General features: G+C 63.4%; 23 protein-coding genes. 17 read left to right on the forward strand and 6 right to left on the reverse strand.

The annotated features are described in order from the left end of the window. Window positions 1–10 precede the first annotated feature (10 nt). The 3 genes from P7228_RS09685 to P7228_RS09695 all read left to right on the forward strand — a co-directional run bounded on the left by P7228_RS09685 (window position 11) and on the right by P7228_RS09695 (window position 3,346). The gene (locus tag P7228_RS09685) at window positions 11–817 is read left to right on the forward strand and encodes an SDR family NAD(P)-dependent oxidoreductase (protein WP_278017747.1); all 807 of its coding nucleotides are present in this window, start codon (window positions 11–13) and stop codon (window positions 815–817) included. Window positions 818–905: 88 nt separating this feature from the next. Then, window positions 906–2,327, forward strand: a complete 1,422-nt coding sequence (locus P7228_RS09690) for a glutamate-cysteine ligase family protein (RefSeq protein ID WP_278015035.1) — start codon at window positions 906–908, stop codon at window positions 2,325–2,327. 14 nt (window positions 2,328–2,341) lie between these two features. Beyond that, window positions 2,342–3,346, forward strand: a complete 1,005-nt coding sequence (locus tag P7228_RS09695) for a M14 family metallopeptidase (protein ID WP_278015036.1) — start codon at window positions 2,342–2,344, stop codon at window positions 3,344–3,346. 32 nt (window positions 3,347–3,378) lie between these two features. Here the strand turns inward: P7228_RS09695 and gmk are convergent, their stop codons facing one another. From gmk to P7228_RS09710, 3 genes are read right to left on the reverse strand one after another with little or no spacing between them, the layout of a single operon-like run. Next, the gene (gene gmk, locus P7228_RS09700) at window positions 3,379–4,026 is read right to left on the reverse strand and encodes a guanylate kinase (RefSeq protein WP_278015037.1); all 648 of its coding nucleotides are present in this window, start codon (window positions 4,024–4,026) and stop codon (window positions 3,379–3,381) included. Between the two features lie 56 nt (window positions 4,027–4,082). Then, window positions 4,083–4,508, reverse strand: coding sequence for a hypothetical protein (locus tag P7228_RS09705; protein WP_278015038.1), 426 nt, complete (start codon window positions 4,506–4,508; stop codon window positions 4,083–4,085). A 41-nt stretch (window positions 4,509–4,549) separates the two neighbouring features. Beyond that, window positions 4,550–5,053: an SspB family protein gene (locus P7228_RS09710; protein WP_278015039.1), complete on the reverse strand. Its 504-nt coding sequence runs from the start codon at window positions 5,051–5,053 to the stop codon at window positions 4,550–4,552. A 117-nt stretch (window positions 5,054–5,170) separates the two neighbouring features. Between P7228_RS09710 and hisB the strand changes: the two genes are divergently transcribed. The 13 genes from hisB (at window position 5,171) to pal (ending at window position 13,463) form a co-directional block, all read left to right on the forward strand. Next, window positions 5,171–5,764: an imidazoleglycerol-phosphate dehydratase HisB gene (hisB, locus tag P7228_RS09715; RefSeq protein WP_278015040.1), complete on the forward strand. Its 594-nt coding sequence runs from the start codon at window positions 5,171–5,173 to the stop codon at window positions 5,762–5,764. After that, window positions 5,757–6,386 carry an imidazole glycerol phosphate synthase subunit HisH gene (gene hisH, locus P7228_RS09720; RefSeq protein ID WP_278015041.1) on the forward strand — a complete coding sequence of 210 codons (630 nt, stop codon included), beginning with the start codon at window positions 5,757–5,759 and terminating at the stop codon, window positions 6,384–6,386. The genes hisB and hisH overlap by 8 nt, the downstream gene beginning before the upstream one ends. Further along, the gene (hisA, locus tag P7228_RS09725) at window positions 6,383–7,111 is read left to right on the forward strand and encodes a 1-(5-phosphoribosyl)-5-[(5-phosphoribosylamino)methylideneamino]imidazole-4-carboxamide isomerase (protein ID WP_278015042.1); all 729 of its coding nucleotides are present in this window, start codon (window positions 6,383–6,385) and stop codon (window positions 7,109–7,111) included. The genes hisH and hisA overlap by 4 nt, the downstream gene beginning before the upstream one ends. 2 nt (window positions 7,112–7,113) lie before the next feature. After that, on the forward strand, window positions 7,114–7,533 hold the full coding sequence (locus P7228_RS09730; RefSeq protein ID WP_278015043.1) for a hypothetical protein: 420 nt from the start codon (window positions 7,114–7,116) through the stop codon (window positions 7,531–7,533). Beyond that, window positions 7,533–8,297, forward strand: a complete 765-nt coding sequence (gene hisF / locus P7228_RS09735; RefSeq protein WP_278015044.1) for an imidazole glycerol phosphate synthase subunit HisF — start codon at window positions 7,533–7,535, stop codon at window positions 8,295–8,297. Before P7228_RS09730 ends, hisF begins: the two co-directional genes overlap by 1 nt. Before the next feature lie 15 nt (window positions 8,298–8,312). Further along, window positions 8,313–8,627, forward strand: coding sequence for a phosphoribosyl-ATP diphosphatase (locus P7228_RS09740; protein ID WP_278015045.1), 315 nt, complete (start codon window positions 8,313–8,315; stop codon window positions 8,625–8,627). A 2-nt stretch (window positions 8,628–8,629) separates the two neighbouring features. Continuing rightward, the gene (locus P7228_RS09745; protein ID WP_278015046.1) at window positions 8,630–9,010 is read left to right on the forward strand and encodes a histidine triad nucleotide-binding protein; all 381 of its coding nucleotides are present in this window, start codon (window positions 8,630–8,632) and stop codon (window positions 9,008–9,010) included. Between the two features lie 80 nt (window positions 9,011–9,090). Continuing rightward, the gene (locus P7228_RS09750) at window positions 9,091–9,546 is read left to right on the forward strand and encodes a YbgC/FadM family acyl-CoA thioesterase (RefSeq protein ID WP_278015047.1); all 456 of its coding nucleotides are present in this window, start codon (window positions 9,091–9,093) and stop codon (window positions 9,544–9,546) included. Continuing rightward, window positions 9,543–10,244, forward strand: a complete 702-nt coding sequence (gene tolQ, locus P7228_RS09755; RefSeq protein ID WP_278015048.1) for a protein TolQ — start codon at window positions 9,543–9,545, stop codon at window positions 10,242–10,244. Before P7228_RS09750 ends, tolQ begins: the two co-directional genes overlap by 4 nt. After that, a complete protein-coding gene (locus tag P7228_RS09760) occupies window positions 10,244–10,720 on the forward strand; it encodes an ExbD/TolR family protein (RefSeq protein WP_278015049.1) in 477 nt (158 codons plus the stop codon). Before tolQ ends, P7228_RS09760 begins: the two co-directional genes overlap by 1 nt. A gap of 10 nt (window positions 10,721–10,730) precedes the next feature. Beyond that, complete coding sequence (locus P7228_RS09765; RefSeq protein ID WP_278015050.1) at window positions 10,731–11,501, forward strand: energy transducer TonB; 771 nt, start codon at window positions 10,731–10,733, stop codon at window positions 11,499–11,501. Further along, entirely contained in the window at window positions 11,498–12,883 is a 1,386-nt protein-coding gene (gene tolB, locus P7228_RS09770; RefSeq protein ID WP_278015051.1) for a Tol-Pal system beta propeller repeat protein TolB, read from the forward strand. The genes P7228_RS09765 and tolB overlap by 4 nt, the downstream gene beginning before the upstream one ends. A gap of 67 nt (window positions 12,884–12,950) precedes the next feature. Beyond that, window positions 12,951–13,463, forward strand: coding sequence for a peptidoglycan-associated lipoprotein Pal (pal, locus tag P7228_RS09775; protein ID WP_278015052.1), 513 nt, complete (start codon window positions 12,951–12,953; stop codon window positions 13,461–13,463). Here the strand turns inward: pal and P7228_RS09780 are convergent, their stop codons facing one another. Beyond that, entirely contained in the window at window positions 13,464–13,631 is a 168-nt protein-coding gene (locus tag P7228_RS09780; protein WP_278015053.1) for a hypothetical protein, read from the reverse strand. It lies immediately after the preceding gene. Window positions 13,632–13,801: 170 nt separating this feature from the next. Here P7228_RS09780 and P7228_RS09785 point away from each other — a divergent pair, with 170 nt between their 5' ends. Continuing rightward, a complete protein-coding gene (locus tag P7228_RS09785; protein WP_278015054.1) occupies window positions 13,802–14,335 on the forward strand; it encodes a J domain-containing protein in 534 nt (177 codons plus the stop codon). Between the two features lie 574 nt (window positions 14,336–14,909). Here the strand turns inward: P7228_RS09785 and P7228_RS09790 are convergent. Next, a complete protein-coding gene (locus P7228_RS09790) occupies window positions 14,910–15,305 on the reverse strand; it encodes a nuclear transport factor 2 family protein (RefSeq protein ID WP_278015055.1) in 396 nt (131 codons plus the stop codon). 23 nt (window positions 15,306–15,328) lie between these two features. Further along, window positions 15,329–17,134 carry a TonB-dependent receptor gene (locus P7228_RS09795; protein ID WP_278015056.1) on the reverse strand — a complete coding sequence of 602 codons (1,806 nt, stop codon included), beginning with the start codon at window positions 17,132–17,134 and terminating at the stop codon, window positions 15,329–15,331. Between the last annotated feature and the right edge of the window lie 106 nt (window positions 17,135–17,240).

Genomic DNA, 17,240 nt, shown 5'->3' on the forward strand with positions numbered 1-17,240 from the left:
AATGGCAATGATGAATTTGAGGGATCTCTTCGGTCTGGAAGGGCGCGTCGCGCTCGTCACCGGCGGTTCGCGCGGCATCGGCAAGATGATCGTCGAAGGGCTGCTCGAGGCGGGCTGCGAGCGCGTCTACATCGTCGCGCGCAAGAAGGAGCAGGTTGAAGAAACCGCCAACGAGCTGGGCGAAAAGGTGATCGGCCTGGTCGGCGATCTGTCGCAGATGGACGGCATCCAGCAACTGGCCGATGAAATCGCCGAGCGCGAGGACAAGCTTGACCTGCTCGTCAACAATGCGGGAGCTGCCTGGGGTGAGCCGTTCGAGGAATTCAGCGAGGCGGGCTGGCACCGCACCGTCGACCTCAATCTCAAGACCCCCTTCTTCCTGACGCAGAAGCTCTATCCGCTGCTCAAGGCCGCAGCGAGCGTGGAACGCCCGGCCAAGGTCCTGATGATCGCCTCGATAGACGGGATGAAGACCAACCCATGGGAAACCTATCCCTACCAGGCGTCGAAGGCGGGCCTGATCCACCTGACGCGCCGGATGGCCGCGCGACTGGTGCAGGACAATATCATCGTCAACGGTATCGGGCCTGGCGCCTTCCCGTCGGCAATGAACCGTGCCGCCCGCGACAATGCCGAGATGGTCAGGCGCGGGGTCCCCTCCCGCCGCGTCGGCGTGACCGAGGACATGGCCGCAGGCGCGATCTACCTGCTCAGCCGTGCGGGCGACTATGTCGTCGGCACGACGATCCCGATCGACGGCGGCGTGGTCAATGCGAATATCGGCGCGGGCAATTTCGTCGATCCAAGCGGGGAGTAATCGCCGCCGGGCCGGAGCCTCGAATGCTGGCGACAGGTCGATCTTGCCTGCTAGGAAGGTCGCAGCGTTGCGATAGCGGGTGAAGGCGATGGGTCAGGAAATCAGCGTCGAGGGTTTCACGGAGGACGATCGCTCCCGGTTCGGTGCCCGGCTGGCCCGCGAAACGGCGCTGCTGCGCATAACTCTCGAGAGTGGCAGCCTCTCGCAAGCCGGGCCTCGTATCGGCCTTGAGCTCGAAGCCTGGCTGATCGACCACAATTTCTATCCCGCGCCGCACAACCAGTCGTTTCTCGACCGGCTGGACGACGTGTCCGTGGTCGCCGAGTTGTCGCGCTTCAATATCGAAATCAACACCCCGGTCGAAGAGATCGCGGGCGAGGGGCTGGGCCGGATGCATGCCCACCTGAGCCAGACAATGCGCCGCTGCACCGCCAACGCGCATGACGATGTCGATACCGTGGTCGCCATCGGCACCTTGCCGACCCTGCGCGAGGAAGACCTGTCGCTCGACATGATGACGCCATCCAATCGCTACAGCGCGCTCAACAATGAGGCGATGCGGATGCGCGGCGGCGCCCCGATCGCGATCGAGATCGAGGGTTGCATCGCGGGATCGGCAGGTTTCCGCACCGATTACCGCGACGTGATGCTTGAAGCGGCGACGACGTCGCTGCAATTGCACCTCCAGCTTCCGCCCGAGCGCCTGTTGCACGCCTTCAATGCCTCGCTCATGCTCAGCGCGCCGCTGGTGGCAATCTCCGCAAATTCTCCGTTCCTGTTCGGCCGCCCCTTGTGGCACGAGACGCGGATTCCCGTGTTCGAACAGGCGTTGGCGCAACCGGCCTCGAGCCAGCGAGTGACCTTCGGATCGAGCTATGCCGAGGCGGACCTCGTCGAGACATTCGAGGAGAACTGCGGCGAATATCCTGTGATGCTGCCGTTCTGCGATGATCGAGACGACGCCGCCTTCGCCTGCCTGCGACTGCACAATGGCACCCTGTGGCGCTGGGTCCGGCCGCTGGTCGGCTTCGATGGCGACGGTACGCCGCATCTCAGGATCGAGCAGCGCGTCATGCCGGCTGGGCCGAGCGTGCTCGACATGATGGCCAACGCCGCTTTCTATTTCGGAACCGTCCACGAATTGGCGAGCTTCGCGCCTGCCGCCAAGGCGGAACTTCCCTTCGACAAGGCGCGCGCGAATTTCTATGCCGCCGCTCGCCATGGCCTGGGTGCGGAAATCGACTGGTTCGGGCGCAAGGGGCGGCGACCGGTCCGGGAGGTGATCAAGGAACTGTTGCCAATGGCCGAGCGCGGTCTCCGCGCGCAAGGCATGGCCGAGGAGCTGATCGACAAATACCTCTCGGTCATTGCGCTGCGCGTGGCCTGCGGTCGCAACGGCGCCAGCTGGCAACTCGCGCATTTCGAACGCTACGGCGACGTCCATCGGCTGACCGCCGACTACCTGTCGCACCAACGCTCCGGACTTCCGGTCCACGAGTGGCCGCTCTGAAAGCTTCAAGCGACATGACCTCGCTCACACTCCTGCAGGCGCTGCCCGACGGATTCCTCGACTGCGGCGCGAGGGACCTTCACCGCATCCTTAAGGGGCCGACGCTGATCGAACTCCCGGGAAAAAGCGGGGCGCCGCTGTTCGTGTCGATCCTGCTGCATGGGAACGAGGATTCGGGACTGGGCGCGATCCAGCGCGTGCTGCGCGCCCATACGGGGCGGAGCCTGCCTCGCCCGCTGATGCTGCTCATCGGGAATGTGGAGGCAGCACGGGAGGGGCTGCGCAGGGTGGAGAACCAGCCCGATTACAACCGGATCTGGCCGGGCGCCGAGCAGGGCAGCGATACGCCCGCTGGCCAGGTCATGGCCGAGGTGCATCGGCGCGTAGTCGAACGCGGAGCCTTTGCCGCGCTCGACCTCCACAACAACACCGGGCGCAACCCGCATTATGGCGTTATCTGCACGCGCGATGACGGCGTGCGCGGGCTGGCGGCGCTGTTCGCGCCGCGTGCGGTGCTGTTTCGCGGATTGCCGGGGACGCAGACGGCCTCTTTCAGCGGTCTCGTCCCGGCGATGACGGCGGAGTGCGGACAGCCGGGAAGCGATGCCAATGCGGTTGCAGGCGCGCGCTTTATCGAAGCGGTGCTGTCGCTGGAGGAATTGCCGAGCGGGGCGTCGGCGGGCGAAGGGCTCGAACTTTATCACACGCTCGGTGTGGTGAGGGTCAAACCGGAAATCTCACTCGGGCCGGGTTCCGCATCCCCGCATCTGTCGCTCGAACCGCATCTGGACGAGTACAATTTCCAGCCTGTTGCCGCGGCAACCGCTTTCGGCAAGACGGACCATCCGCGCCCGCTCGAGCTCATCGACGAGACGGGCCGCGACATCGCGGACAGGTTCTTCCAGGTCGAGGATGGCGTGCTGCGGCTGAGCGAGGCCGCAATACCGGCCATGCTGACGCTCGACGAGCGCATCATCCGCCAGGACTGCCTGTGCTACCTGATGGAGCGGCTTGAGTAGCTCAAGCGGGTGTCGGGTCGCCCCAGCGAAAACTACTGCGTCAATTCGCGGACGAAGGGGATCAGCCCGGTCTGCCGCGTACGGCGCATCCGCTCGGCATGCAGGATTTCGCGGACTTTGACGAAGCATTCGTCGACATCGTCGTTGATCACGACGTAATCATATTCGGCCCAATGGCTGATCTCGCCGCGCGCGCGATCCATTCGCGCATCGATCACTTCGGCGCTGTCCTGCGCCCTGCTCTCCAGGCGGCGGCGCAGCTCGGGCAGGCTCGGCGGGAGGATGAAGACCGAAACGACGTCCTGCTGGTCCTTCTGGTAGAGCTGTTGGGTGCCCTGCCAATCGATGTCGAAGAGGAAATCTTCCCCTTCTTTCAGGCCCTTGCGGATGGCACCCTTGGGCGTGCCGTAACGGTGCCCGAACACGTGGGCCCATTCGTAGAACTCGTCCTGTTCGACCATCTTGTCGAAGGTGGTGTCGTCGACGAAGAAGTAGTCGACGCCGTGGACTTCGCCCGAGCGCCTGGGCCGCGTGGTGGCCGAGACCGACAGCCTGATCTCATCATCCGCCATCAGCAGCATGTGCGAGATGGTCGTCTTTCCTGCACCCGAGGGCGAGGACAGGATGAACATCAGTCCGCGGCGATGGAGCTTGTCCGAATTGTGTGTGCTGTCGGCCATGCGCGCTGTTGGCCTAGCTGGCGAGGTGAATCAAGGGGCGGTGGGCAAATGCGCCGTCACTTTTTCTCGGTCATTTGCTCGATCTGTTTCTCACCGCGTCGCCGCGCTTCGCGCTTCGAAAGCCCGCGGTCGTAGAGCGTCTTCGCGATCAGTCCGCCGCCTACCAGCAGCGCGCCGGGGATCGAACGCGTCGCGATCTTGCTGGCGCCGTAGAGGATCAGGCTGCTCGCCATGGTCCGGTTGTTGATCATTTCGCGCGCCGTCTCGCGATCGTAGCCGGCGCGCAGCATGCCCTTTTGCATGCTGTTGCGCATGATGCGCCCCGCGCCGCGCAGGACGATATCGGCGATCAGGATATTGGTCGCAGGATTGGTGCTGGGGCCGGGCATGCCGCCGGTCTGCTGCTTGACCACGCGCGCCAGTGGCTTGGCCGCTTCTGCGGCCTGGTCGCTGACTTTCTCGCCGATTGGTTTCTTGGCCATGGAGCCCCTGCTATCCGCAGCAGCGCGCAAGGTGATGCGCGCTATTTCTTGCGGCCGAAATCGACGGTCACGACATTCGAACCGTCGTCGCTTCCCTTAACGTCTGCGTCGCCGCCCTGTTCCGACCCATCGTTCTCGGCGTCCTCGTGCATTTCGGGCGCCATGTCCGGAACCGTGGCATGGAACTGCAGGCCGAAATCGACGGCCGGATCGACGAAGGCGGTGATCGCGGCGAAGGGAATAGTGAGCTTGGCCGGTACCTTGTTGAAGCTGAGGCCGACCGAGAACACCTCTTCGCCCACTTCGAGTTCCCAGAACTTGTTCTGGAGCACGATGGTCATCTCATCGGGGAAGCGTTCGCGCAGGTGCGGCGGGATCGAAACCCCGGCTGCCCCGGTCTTGAAGGTGATGTAGAAATGGTGGTTGCCCGGCAGATCGCCGCCGGTCTGCTCGATTTCGCCCAGCACGCGGCCCACGACGGCGCGCAGCGCTTCCTGCACGATCTCGTCGTAAGGGATCAGGCTGTCGGGCGTCTCGTCGCTCATGGCCAATAGGTGGCGTTGCGGAAGGCGCGGGTCAAGCAACATTCGCTTGAGGACAGGGGAGAATATCGCCCGATAGGGGTGCTTGCGCGCACCGTCTCAGCGCCTATAGCCAACCGCATGAGAACCGGCAGGATCGAGCGCAAGACCGCGGAAACCGCCATCGTCGTCGAGGTCAACCTCGACGGCACGGGCAGCTATGATGTTACGACCGGGATCGGTTTCCTCGATCACATGGTCGAACAGTTTTCGAAGCACTCGCTGATCGACGTGACGATGAAGGTCCAAGGCGACCTGCATGTCGACCAGCATCACACGACCGAGGACAGCGCGCTCGCGCTTGGCCAGGCCCTGACCGAGGCGCTCGGCGACAAGGGCGGGATCGGGCGCTATGGCGCGACCTATTCGCCGATGGACGAGACGTTGGCGCGCGTCGCGCTTGACATTTCGGGCAGGCCCTACCTCGTGTGGAAGGCCGGCTTCACGCAGGAGAAGCTGGGCGAGTGGGACACCGAGCTGATCGAACACTGGTTCCAGTCGGTCGCGCAGACCGCCGGGATCACCCTGCATGTCGAGCTGCTCTACGGCACCAACAACCACCACATCTGCGAGGCGATCTACAAGGGATTCGCCCGCGCAATGGGGGTCGCGGTCGAGCAGGACCCGCGGAAGGGTGGGGCGATCCCGAGTACCAAGGGGCAGTTGGGTGGCTGAGGTCACCGCGCTGATCGATTACGGCGCGGGCAACCTCCATTCCGTCGAGAATGCGCTCGGCAAGGCGGGCGCAAAGGTTACCGTCACCTCCGATCCCGACGTCGTGCGCGCGGCGGACCGTATCGTTCTGCCCGGCGTGGGCAGTTTCAAGGCGTGCGCCCTGGGCCTGCGCAAGGTCACCGGCATGATCGCCGCGCTCGAGGAGCGGGTGCTGGTCGGTGGCGCGCCCTTCCTCGGCATCTGCGTCGGCATGCAACTGCTGGCGACGCGCGGGCTCGAACACGGCACGACGAAGGGGCTCCGCTGGATTGAGGGCGAGGTACACCTGATCGAGCCCTCCGACGCCAGCATCAAGGTCCCGCACATGGGCTGGAACGATGTCGCGATCATGCCCCATGCCCGGGGGCACGAGGTGATAGATGAGGGCGAAGCATACTTTCTCCATTCCTACCATTTCGCGGCAACCGACCCGCACACGATCGCGGCGATGACCGATCACGGCGAGGGGCTGGTCGCTGCCGTTGCGCGCGACAATATCCTCGGCGTGCAGTTCCATCCCGAAAAGAGCCAGGCCTATGGTATTGCGATGCTCGAACGTTTTCTCAATTGGGACCCGAGATGATTGTTTTTCCTGCGATTGACCTCAAGGGTGGCGAAGTCGTCCGGCTGGCCGAAGGCGACATGGCGCGCGCGACCGTCTATGGCGATAACCCCGCGGCGCAGGCGATGCTCTTCGCCGAGGCGGGGGCGGAACATCTCCATGTGGTCGATCTCGACGGGGCGTTTGCAGGCGAGAGCCGCAATGCCGATGCCGTGCAGGCGATCATCGAGCAGTTCCCCGGCTACGTCCAACTCGGCGGCGGCATCCGCACGCCTAAAGCGGTCGAATTCTGGTTCAACCTCGGAGTGGCGAGGATCGTGATCGGCTCGGCCGCGCTCAAGGACCCCGATTTCGTCAAGGCGATGGCGCGCGAGTGGGAAGGCGGCATTGTCGTCGCCGTCGATGCGCGCGACGGCATGGTCGCAACCGAAGGCTGGGCCGAAGTTTCGGACGTTTCCGTTGTCGACATGGCCCGCCGGTTCGAGGATGCGGGCGTCGCCTCGTTGCTGTTCACCGATATCGGGCGCGACGGCTTGCTCAAGGGCTGCAACATCGATGCGACGCTCGATCTCGCGCGGCGGGTCGATATTCCTGTCATCGCCAGCGGCGGGGTGAAGGGCCTCGACGATATCCATGTCCTCGCCCTGCATGCGCATGAGGGGATCGAGGGCGTGATCACCGGCCGCGCGCTCTACGAGGGGCGGCTCGATCTCGCCACCGCGATTGCGATCGGGGCGCGCGAATAGTCATGTCGCTGTTCACGATCATCGGCTTCATCATCTTCGGCGTAGTGGTCGTGATGCTGCTCAAGAACAAGCTTGCGGACAGCCCGAGCATGATCGTGACCGGCCCTGGGGTGCTCAAGACCCATGATGTCGAGTGCCGCTTCCGCAATGGCGCAACGCGCTACGGCAAGCTGGCCCAGGATCGCTGGAGCGACGGGCAGGAGCGATTCAGCCTGGTCCTGCGCGATCTTCCGCCAGGCGATGAACCGGTTCGTCTGTTCCGCGGCGAGGCCCTGATCTCCGAGTTCGAGCGGAACGGCAGCACGCTCGAGTTTCGCTGGAAGGGCATGAGCAGCGAGGCGATCCCGCAATTCGAGATCGGCGAACAGCTGAGGGTCGAGGTTGGCAGCCTGGAGCTGACCGGAACGGTGGAGGCCGACTAATGACCGTCCGTATTCGCGTCATCCCCTGCCTCGACGTGGCCGATGGGCGCGTGGTCAAGGGCGTCAACTTCGTCGATCTCAAGGATGCGGGCGACCCGGTCGAGCAGGCCCAGGCCTATGACGCGGCGGGGGCGGATGAGCTGTGCTTTCTCGACATCTCGGCCAGCCACGAGGGGCGCGGCACGCTGCTCGATATCGTGCGGCGCACGGCCGAGGTCTGCTTCATGCCGCTGACTGTGGGCGGCGGGGTGCGAAGCGTCGAGGATGCGCGCGCGCTGCTGCTCGCCGGGGCGGACAAGGTCGCGATCAACTCGGCTGCCGTGGCGCGACCGGAGCTGATCGGCGAGATTGCTGCTAAGTTCGGCAGCCAGTGCGTGGTGGCAAGCGTCGATGCGCGGCGCGTCGGCGAAGGCAAATGGGAGATCTTCACCCATGGCGGGCGAGAGGCCACCGGGATCGACGCGGTCGAATACGCCCGGAAAGTCGCCGAACTGGGCGCGGGCGAACTGCTCGTCACCTCGATGGATGGCGACGGGACGCAGGCCGGCTATGACCTCGAACTGACGCGCACCATCGCGGATGCGGTCAATATCCCGGTGGTCGCCAGCGGCGGCGTCGGCAACTTGCAGCACCTCGTCGATGGGGTCACCGAAGGGCATGCGAGTGCCGTGCTCGCCGCCTCGATCTTCCACTTCGGCACGCATTCGATCGCCGAGGCGCACGAGGCGCTGCGCGCAGCGGGCTTGCCCGCGCGCGGGGTTTGAACCAAAGGATCTGCGATGGACACGCTGAAGCGCCTCGAACAGGTCATCGCCGAACGGCGCAATGCCTCGCCGGACGAGAGTTATGTCGCCAGGCTCAATGCCGAGGGCATCGAGAAGATCGCACAAAAGCTGGGCGAGGAGGCGATCGAGGCGGTGATCGCCAGCCTGTCCGGATCGCGCGAAGAGGTCGTGACCGAAAGCGCAGACCTGCTGTTTCACCTGATGGTTCTGCTGCAGGCGCGCCGCATCAAGCTGGACGAGGTCTTGGCCGAACTCGATCGGCGTGACGGCGTATCCGGCCTCGAGGAAAAAGCCAGCAGGAGCGAGTAGAGATGCCGATCGACGCGACCCAGCCCTATGACGACAACAATATCTTCGCCAAGATCCTGCGCGGCGAAATCCCGTCGAACAAGGTCTATGAAGACGACTGGGCCTTCGCCTTCGAAGACATCAATCCGCAGGCCGAAATCCATACGCTGGTGATCCCCAAGGGGCGCTATGTGAGTTGGGACGATTTCTCCGCCAGGGCATCGGCCGATGAGATCGCCGGTTTCGTGCGAGCCGTGGGCGAGGTTGCCCGCGCCAAGGGACTGGTCGAGCCGGGTTATCGCCTGCTCGCCAACGTCGGTGGGCACGGCCATCAGGAAGTGCCGCATCTGCACGTGCATATCTTCGGCGGGCATCCGCTCGGCCCGATGCTGATGCGCAGATAGGTATTCGTCGCAGGCCAGAGTCGCTTCGTCGGAATGGCTTGCCGCGGGACTCGCGCCTCCGCTAAGGCGCTGACCGACAAATGAGCGCTCGTCCCCATCCTCCCGGCGGCTGTTTCGACGGACCGCGGCACCTCTATGCGGTGCGCGTCTATTACGAGGACACCGACCTTTCGGGCATCACCTATCATGCCAATTACCTGCGCTGGTTCGAACGCGCCCGCAGCGACCTTCTGCGCATGCTCGACATCGACCAGCGCGGCGCGATCGAGGAAGGCGAGGGCGCCTATGCCGTGTCCGAGATCAATCTCAAATACCTCCGCCCCGCCAAGCTCGATGACGACGTGGTGATCGAAACGCGCTGCACCGAGATGGGTGCAGCTAGTTGTCGCATGCACCAGAAGGCTTTTCGTGGCGAAGAACTGCTCGCCGAGGCACAATTGCGCGTCGGCTTCGTTGCACCCGATGGAAGGCCGCGCCGTCAGCCGGGCGAATGGCGCGCCGCGTTCACGAATTTCATGGAAGACAATCTCGCATGACCTCCACGCTTTCGCTTCTCTCGGTCGGTGGATCGAGCCGTCTCGATCCGATCGACCTGTTCCTGCAGGCCGATATCGTGGTGCAGGCGGTGATGGCCGGCCTGATCCTCGCCAGCATCTGGGTGTGGATGATCATCGTCTCCTTCAGCCTGCGAATGGGCAAGCTGGAGAAGAAATCGCGCAGCTATGAGGAAGAGTTCTGGGAAAGCCAGGATCACGAACGGATGCTGGGCAAGCGCGCGCGTGCCGACCTTCCCACGGCCCGCGTGGCCGGGGCGGGGCTGGACGAATGGCAGCGCTCGACCAAGACCCAGGCGGTCGACCGCGACGGCGTGCGTCAGCGGCTCCATACCGCCATGGAGAGCCGCGTGGCGCAGGAAGCCGACGATCTGGCCGAGCGGCTGAACTTCCTCGCCACCACCGGTTCGGTCGCGCCCTTCGTCGGGCTGTTCGGCACCGTGTGGGGCATCATGAACAGCTTCTTCCAGATCGGCGCGCAGGAAAGCTCCTCGCTCGCGGTCGTGGCGCCCGGCATTTCGGAGGCATTGTTCGCGACTGCCATCGGTCTGTTCGCGGCGATCCCCGCCGTTATCGCCTACAACCGTTTCAGCCACCGGGTGAACCGCTATGAAGCGCGGCTGCACCGGTTTGCCGACAAGTTCCACGCGGGCCTGTCGCGCGAGCTGGATAAAGCCTGATGGCGATGGGTATCGCCCAGGTCGGAGGACGGACGCGCCGGTCGCGCCGCGCGCCTATGGCCGAGATCAACGTCACGCCCTTCGTCGACGTGATGCTCGTGCTGCTGATTATCTTCATGGTCACGGCACCTCTGCTCACCTCGGGCGTGCCGATCGAACTGCCCGACAGCCGTGCCAACCCGATTGACCAGACGCCCGACCAGGTGACGATCAGCATCGATAGCGAAGGCTATGTCTTCATCGACGACACCCGCGTGCCGGTGGGCGGCTTGCCCGAAGCGCTTGAGCGGCTCGACCGCGGTGGCGACGGCAATGGCCCGATCATTGTGCTGCGCGGCGACCGCGCGCTCGATTACGGCCGCGTGATGGCGGTGATGGGCGAGCTCAACCGGGCTGGGTTCAATTCGATTTCGCTGGTGACCAACTCCGGTGCGCGACAACCGGCCGTCAGCAGCGGTTCAGACGCCGAGGAATAGCCGAGGAGCAATGGAAGCGACGCAGTTTCGCAGGGAGGAAAGAATAGGCCTGGGCATTGCCCTGGGGCTGCACCTGCTGCTGGCCGCTGTCCTGATGATCCAGCCTTCGCGCACCGAAGTGCTCGACATTCCCGAACGCATGACCGTCAGCCTGGCAGAAGAAGTCGGGCTCGAGGCGACCGCGCCCGAGCCGGTGCCGGAAAGCCGCGCGTCGATTGCCCCGACCTTGGCCGACGAACCCGCACCCACGGTCGATCAGCCGCGCCCCCAACCGAGTGCCACCGTACAGCCCGACCGCAATGCGATCACCTCGCCCAGGCCGCGCAATACGCCGCAGCCGCGCGCTACCAGTTCGCCCAAGCCTGCCACGGGCGGGGGCAGCCGGGTCGGCAATGATTTTCTCGGCGGGGCAGGCAGCTCGACCAGGACCGACGAGACGCGCATTCCCGCCTCGCAGATCGGTGCGAGCGCCAAGGCCAGCCTGCAGCAGGCGCTCGCGCGCCAGATCAGGCCGCATTGGAACGCGCCGTCGGGCGTCGACGTGGAACTGCTCGTCACGCTACTCGATTTCGACCTCGACGAGGACGGCCGCCTCAAGGGGCGACCGACCGTGCGCGGCCAGTCAGGTATCAACGAATCAAATCGCCCGCAGGCGAACATTCACGCCGAACGAGCAATCGCGGCCGTCATTAAGGCGGCTCCGTTTGATCTGCCCCCCGAGTATTACAACGCATGGAAGTCGATCCGCGGCGCCCGTTTCGATAGGAATTTGTCTCGATGAAAAAGCTCATTCTCGCTCTCGCATTCGTGGCGGCGCCGCTCGCCGCGCAGAACCAGGACCTCGGCCAACCCGCTCCCGAAGGTGGCGAGGTCGAGACGCTGGGCGAGGCTGAAGACGGGCTGACCTTCACTGTCACCGACGAAAGCGACTGGCAGGACCTGGGCATCGCGATCCCCGGCTTTGCCACCGATAGCGATCAGCCGACCCCCGCCAATTCCGATGGCACTGCCGCGCTAGGGCGCGAGGTGGCGCGCGTCATCACCGCGAACCTGCGCAACAACGGCCTGTTCAAGCCGGTCGGCCCCGACAGCCTGCCGCAGCCCAGCTTTGCCGAGATCACGGCGCCTAGCTGGGGCAGCTGGAGCGGGCGCGGCGCGGAAATGCTGGTCCACGGATATGTCCGCGCGCGCAGCGACGGGCGGCTGCTGTTCGGCTGTTATCTCTATGACGTGGCGCTGCAGGACGAGCTGGTGCGCGAGGGCTGGGTCGTCCCACCGGCCGACTGGCGCCGTGCGGCGCATAAGTGTTCGGACCTGATCTACGCCCGGCTGACCGGCGAAAGCCCGTTCTTCGATAGCCGCATCGCCTATATTGCCGAGACCGGCCCCAAGGATCGCCGGGTCAAGCGGCTCGCGATCATGGACAGCGACGGCGCCAACCATCGCTTCCTGACGCTGGGAAGCGCTACTGCGCTGACCCCGCGCTATTCGCCCGACTACAAGAAACTGCTCTACCTTTCCTATGTCGACGGCAATCCGCGCATCTATGTCTATGACATTGGCACCGGCCGCCAGACGCTGGTGGCGCAGACCGGCAATCCGACGCTGGCCCCGCGCTGGAGCCCCGATGGCCGCCATATCCTCTATTCGATGGCGATTGCGGGCAATACCGACATCTACCGCGTTCCTGCGACCGGAGGCCGGAGCGTGCGGCTGACCGACACGCCGGGGATCGACATCGGCGGCTCCTATTCACCCGACGGCAGCAGGATCGTTTTCGAGAGCGACCGTTCGGGCAGCCAGCAATGCTATGTGATGAATGCCGACGGATCGAACCAGCGGCGCATCAGCTTCGGCGGTGGCCGTTGCGCTACGCCCGAATGGAGCCCGCGCGGCGACCAGATCGCCTTCACCCGCATCGCCGGCGACTTTAATATCGCCGTGATGTCACCTTCCGGCGGCAATGTGCGAACTCTTACCAATGGCTGGCAGGACGAGGCACCCACCTGGGCGCCCAACGGCCGGATCATCCAGTTCTTCCGGACCGAGCGAAACTCGGGCCGGTCGAATCTCTACCAGGTCGACCTGACCGGTCGTAATGAACGGAAACTGCCGACGCCGGTCGACGCGTCGGACCCGGCGTGGGGACCGATTCTCCCCTGAATGAGTTTGAAGTAGTAGTCACAGGGGCACCACCCCCGCTTGGCCCCTTGGGAAAGGACGATCCGTTATGAATACGCGTTTTGCAGCCGTTATGCTCCTGGCCGGCTCCACTGGGCTCGCCGCCTGCTCGAAGAAGGCCCCCGAAGAACTGCCGCCGCCGCCGGTGGAAACCTCGGCCCCGACCACGGTCGACACGACCCCATCCGGCCCGGTTCTCGGCACGCAGGCGCATTTCGAGAATGCGGTCAACGGGCAGAACGTGATCTACTTCGACACCGACCGCTACAATATCGACAGCGCGGATGCTGCCGCCCTGCAGACCCAGGCGCAATACCTCGGCCAGTATTCGCAGATCCGTATCACCATCGAAGGCCATGCCGACGAACGCGGCACGCGCGAATACAACCTCGCGCTGGGCGAACGGCGTGCCAATGCGGCGAAGAACTATCTCGTCGGGCTCGGCATCGATGCGAGCCGGATCACCACCGTCAGCTACGGCAAGGAGCGGCCCGTTGCGCTCGCTTCGAACGAAGCCGCCTGGGCGCAGAACCGTCGCGCGGTCAGCGTGGTAATCAACTGATCAGTTGAAGAAAGACGGCTGGGGCAGGTCGAGCGACGGCGCATCGACCTGCACCGGCACAAACGCCTCGCCGCCGCCCAGGCCGCCATGGTCGGGCGTGTGCAGCAGCACCATCGCCGCCATGGCGAAGGTTGCGAATGCGCTGGAAAGGGCGAGTTGCTTGCTCATCAATGGTCTCGTGTCGCGCCGATAGGGCGTAGATATGAATATACTGTTGCAATGCAACATTTCACTTCGAAACTGGTTCCCACGCCTTCCATTCCCGCACAACGATCCCTAGACTAGCGCCATGATGGCCGGACGAACGACATTTGCGATGGCGCCTGGGGTGCCCTTTCATGCCTAAGGCGCGGCGTTCGAACGACTGGGGATTCCCGCGCTGGCGCGGCTATGGCTCGTCGCGCGAAGCGACCAGCGTGCGCATCTGCGACCGCCACGGATGCGAGGAGAAGGGCGATTGCCCGGCGCCCAAATCGCCCAACAGCCCTGATCGCTGGTACTTCTGCCAACGCCACGCGGCCGAATACAACAAGGGATGGGACTATTTCGAGGGTCTCGACAAGGAACAGGCTGCCGAGCGCGCCAAGGCTGAGCGGCAGGAAAGCGCCGGCTATGCCGAGGCATCGCATTACGGCTGGAGCGGGTCGGGCGACGGTTCGCGCAGCGCCGACGAAATGCGCGCGCTTGACGTGCTCGAGCTCGAGGCCGATGCCGAGTTCCCCGCGATCAAGAAGGCCTGGCGCGAAAAGGCCAAGACGGTCCATCCCGATGTGAAGCCCGGCGATGCCGAGGCAGCCGCCGAGTTCCAGAAGCTGCAACTCGCCTATGAAGTGCTCAAGGCCGCTGAAGAACGGCGGGAGTGGCGGGGGTAGTCAGCGTCTGCTCTCAACACATTAATTCACGCTCTTGATCGACTTCTTGAACATCACAGCTCAGCAAAGGCCCAAGTCTGGTCCCTCTCGAGCTATCGTAGGATGATGAAAGCGCCACGGAGGTGGGCGATGTGGAGGCGGTTTGCTGCACAGCGTCTGCTTCCGGTCGCTATTCGAAGCGCCTGGATCATGGCAACTGACCCTTCAAGAACATCTGGAAGACCTTCGGTCCTGGTGTTGACGTCGTACTCGAAAGCCAATGGTTGGCCGTCCTGAAATATCCTCGTCACCAAAAGTGAGGACGCCGGGAATCAAACCCTTGGATCTTCGAGGCGGCGCTGCAGCGCTTGGGAGGTCGCCGCCTGAAGCAAGCCGAACTGCGCGAGACATTCGCAAACAGCGGAACGCCGCAAAAGGTCGACAGGCCCGTGTGGTGGGAAGCCAGCGAATAGCAGCTATGCGCCGCAATGTCGGATACTCGGCTTAAGCCGGGAAATGCCTAGGAGCGGACATTCTCCGTGACCACTCGGCATTTGCTAGTTTTGATTGGGCAATGCCACTTCTCCGGTTTCTATCAGGGTGCGCCAAAGGCCGCCTGTGCGTTGGCCGTGTTCATGAAATCGCGGAAGAGCAGCCATTTCTCGTTAGCGACTGTGATCACATGGACAAAATCGGAATCGATCTTGCGGCCGGTCGATCGTGCAGTCAGGTTGAGATGTCCGGTCACGACGACCTTGTCGCCTTCGCAGATAAACTCTTCCGGATCGAATTGGTGGATGTCGACCGAAGATAGGACTGTCTCGAAGAAACTGCGGCACTCGGCACTACCATCGAAATTTCCGGCATAGGGAATTACTTTGGGTCCGTAGAATTCGATTCGAGCATTTTCATGCAGCGATCGCATGATCCGATCAACGTCGCCTGCGCCGAATGCAGCAAAGACTTCTTCGGTGACTTCGAGCGGCGTCATGATGTCTCCTCTCCCGTGCAGCGCTAGAACCTGACCGACACTTCGATGCCGTAGGTTCGCGGCGGCCCCAGGGGCCCGACAAACTCGGCACCGTAGACTGTTCCGGTCAGGATCTGGTTGGTGAAGTAGGTCTCGTTGGTAAGGTTCTTGCCGAAGGCAGTAACTGACCACCAACCGGACGCGCCAGTGTATGCCAGGCGCGCATCGAGCAGCCCGTAGGACGGTTCAGAAGCAGCTTCGATATTGAAGATCGTAAAGTAGATCTTGCTCTGCCAGTTATAGGCTAGGCGCGCGACGAGATTGCCGCCATTTGACACGTCGCCATTCCATTGGACAGCACCGCCAAACTTCCATTTCGGAGCGCGTGGAAGGCGCAGGCCGTCAAGATCGCGCAGCACGCTGCCCGGGGCCTCGGTAAGCGCTGCGGGAACCAGCGGTTCGGTCAATTCGCCATCGGTGAACGTCGCGTCGAGCCGCGTAGCGTTGGCTTCGAGACGCAATGTATCGCTCACTTTCGCGTAGCTTTCGAACTCGAAGCCGAGCACTCTTGCCTTGCCGACATTGCGGATGATCGGCTGGTTGGCCACGCTGTCCTGGGCCTGAAGATTGGTGTAGTCGTAATAGAAGATTGCACTGTTGAGCCCGACTGCGCCGTCGGCAAGCTCGCCCTTTACGCCCAGCTCGTAAGACCAAATCTTTTCCGGGTCGAACGGGTCTTGCTGGCTGCTGCCAATGTTATATCCGCCGCTCTTGAAGCCGCGCTGCACGGTCGCATAAAGCAACACATCGTCCGACGCTTCGAAGTCAAACCCCAACTTCGGGGTAAAGGCTTCGAATGTTGAAGGGCCGCGCACCGGTGCAACCAGAAATCCGAAGGGATCTGGTTGCGCTGCATTGCGATCATCGGTCACCGAGTTCGGAAAGAACAGCACTTCCGGAGCGAAGCGGATGCCCGGCAGAACCAGCAATTCAAAGCGCTGGGCGCCGTCTCGCTGTTCCCAGCTATAGCGGCCGCCGACCCGTGCTGTGAGCCGCTCCGAAAGTTCGATGTCAGCTTCGGCAAAGACCGCAAAGGCTTCAGTATCCTGCGCGCCGCTCAACTGCAGCTCGCAGCAAGCGGTAGTTTGCGGGATCACGATCGGGAAAGGCGGCAGGACATTGGCGTTCTGCAAGTCGGTCAGACCCTGGATCAGGATCGGCTCCCAGAAATCTCCGAACACATCGTTGTCGATGAGATTGTCCTCGCTGAAATAGCTGGCGCCGGCAATCCAGGAGACAGCGTCTCCGATTGGGGAGGAGAGCTGGACGTCAGCGGTGAACTGCCAGTGGCCTTCGGCCCTTCCGACATAGGTATTGAAGCTGTCGGACAGATCGAACTCGTTTTGCGAGTCCGTCTTGGTCTCTCGATAAGAGGAGAGCAATTGCAACCCGAATCCACCGAGATCCCAGTCAAGCTGCCCGGTGATACCCCAGACCTCGACATCATTGTAGTAGGGGACATCGGCATACAGTTCGCGAGACTTGCGCTCGGTCACGCGGCCTGCGTTCTTGATCGCGAAATAGGGTAACGTCTGGATGCCTTCACGGGTCATGTACCAGGACGGATCGCCTTCACCATATCCTGCGCTGGCATAGTAATAGGCATTGGCGCGGTCGTCGGCGCGATAGTAGTCTCCCATCACCGTAAGAGTGGCAGCAGGCGCGATGTCGAGTGCTACTGTCAGTCGCGCGGCGATGTTTTGCGCATCGTCTGTATCCTGAGTGGAATCATCCGGCCGGATCAGGGTCGCATAGCCATCGCGGGTCTCGGTTTGCATCGCTAGGCGCACGCGCATTCCATCGACAAGCGAACCTCCACCCCCCCCGGAGAAGCGTTGCAGATCGTAGTTGCCGAGTGTTAGGCGCGCATCGCCTTCGAGTTCGTCGCTAGGCCGC

The sequence above is a fragment of the Altererythrobacter sp. CAU 1644 genome (assembly GCF_029623755.1).
Classification (GTDB): Bacteria; Pseudomonadota; Alphaproteobacteria; order Sphingomonadales; family Sphingomonadaceae; genus Erythrobacter; species Erythrobacter arenosus.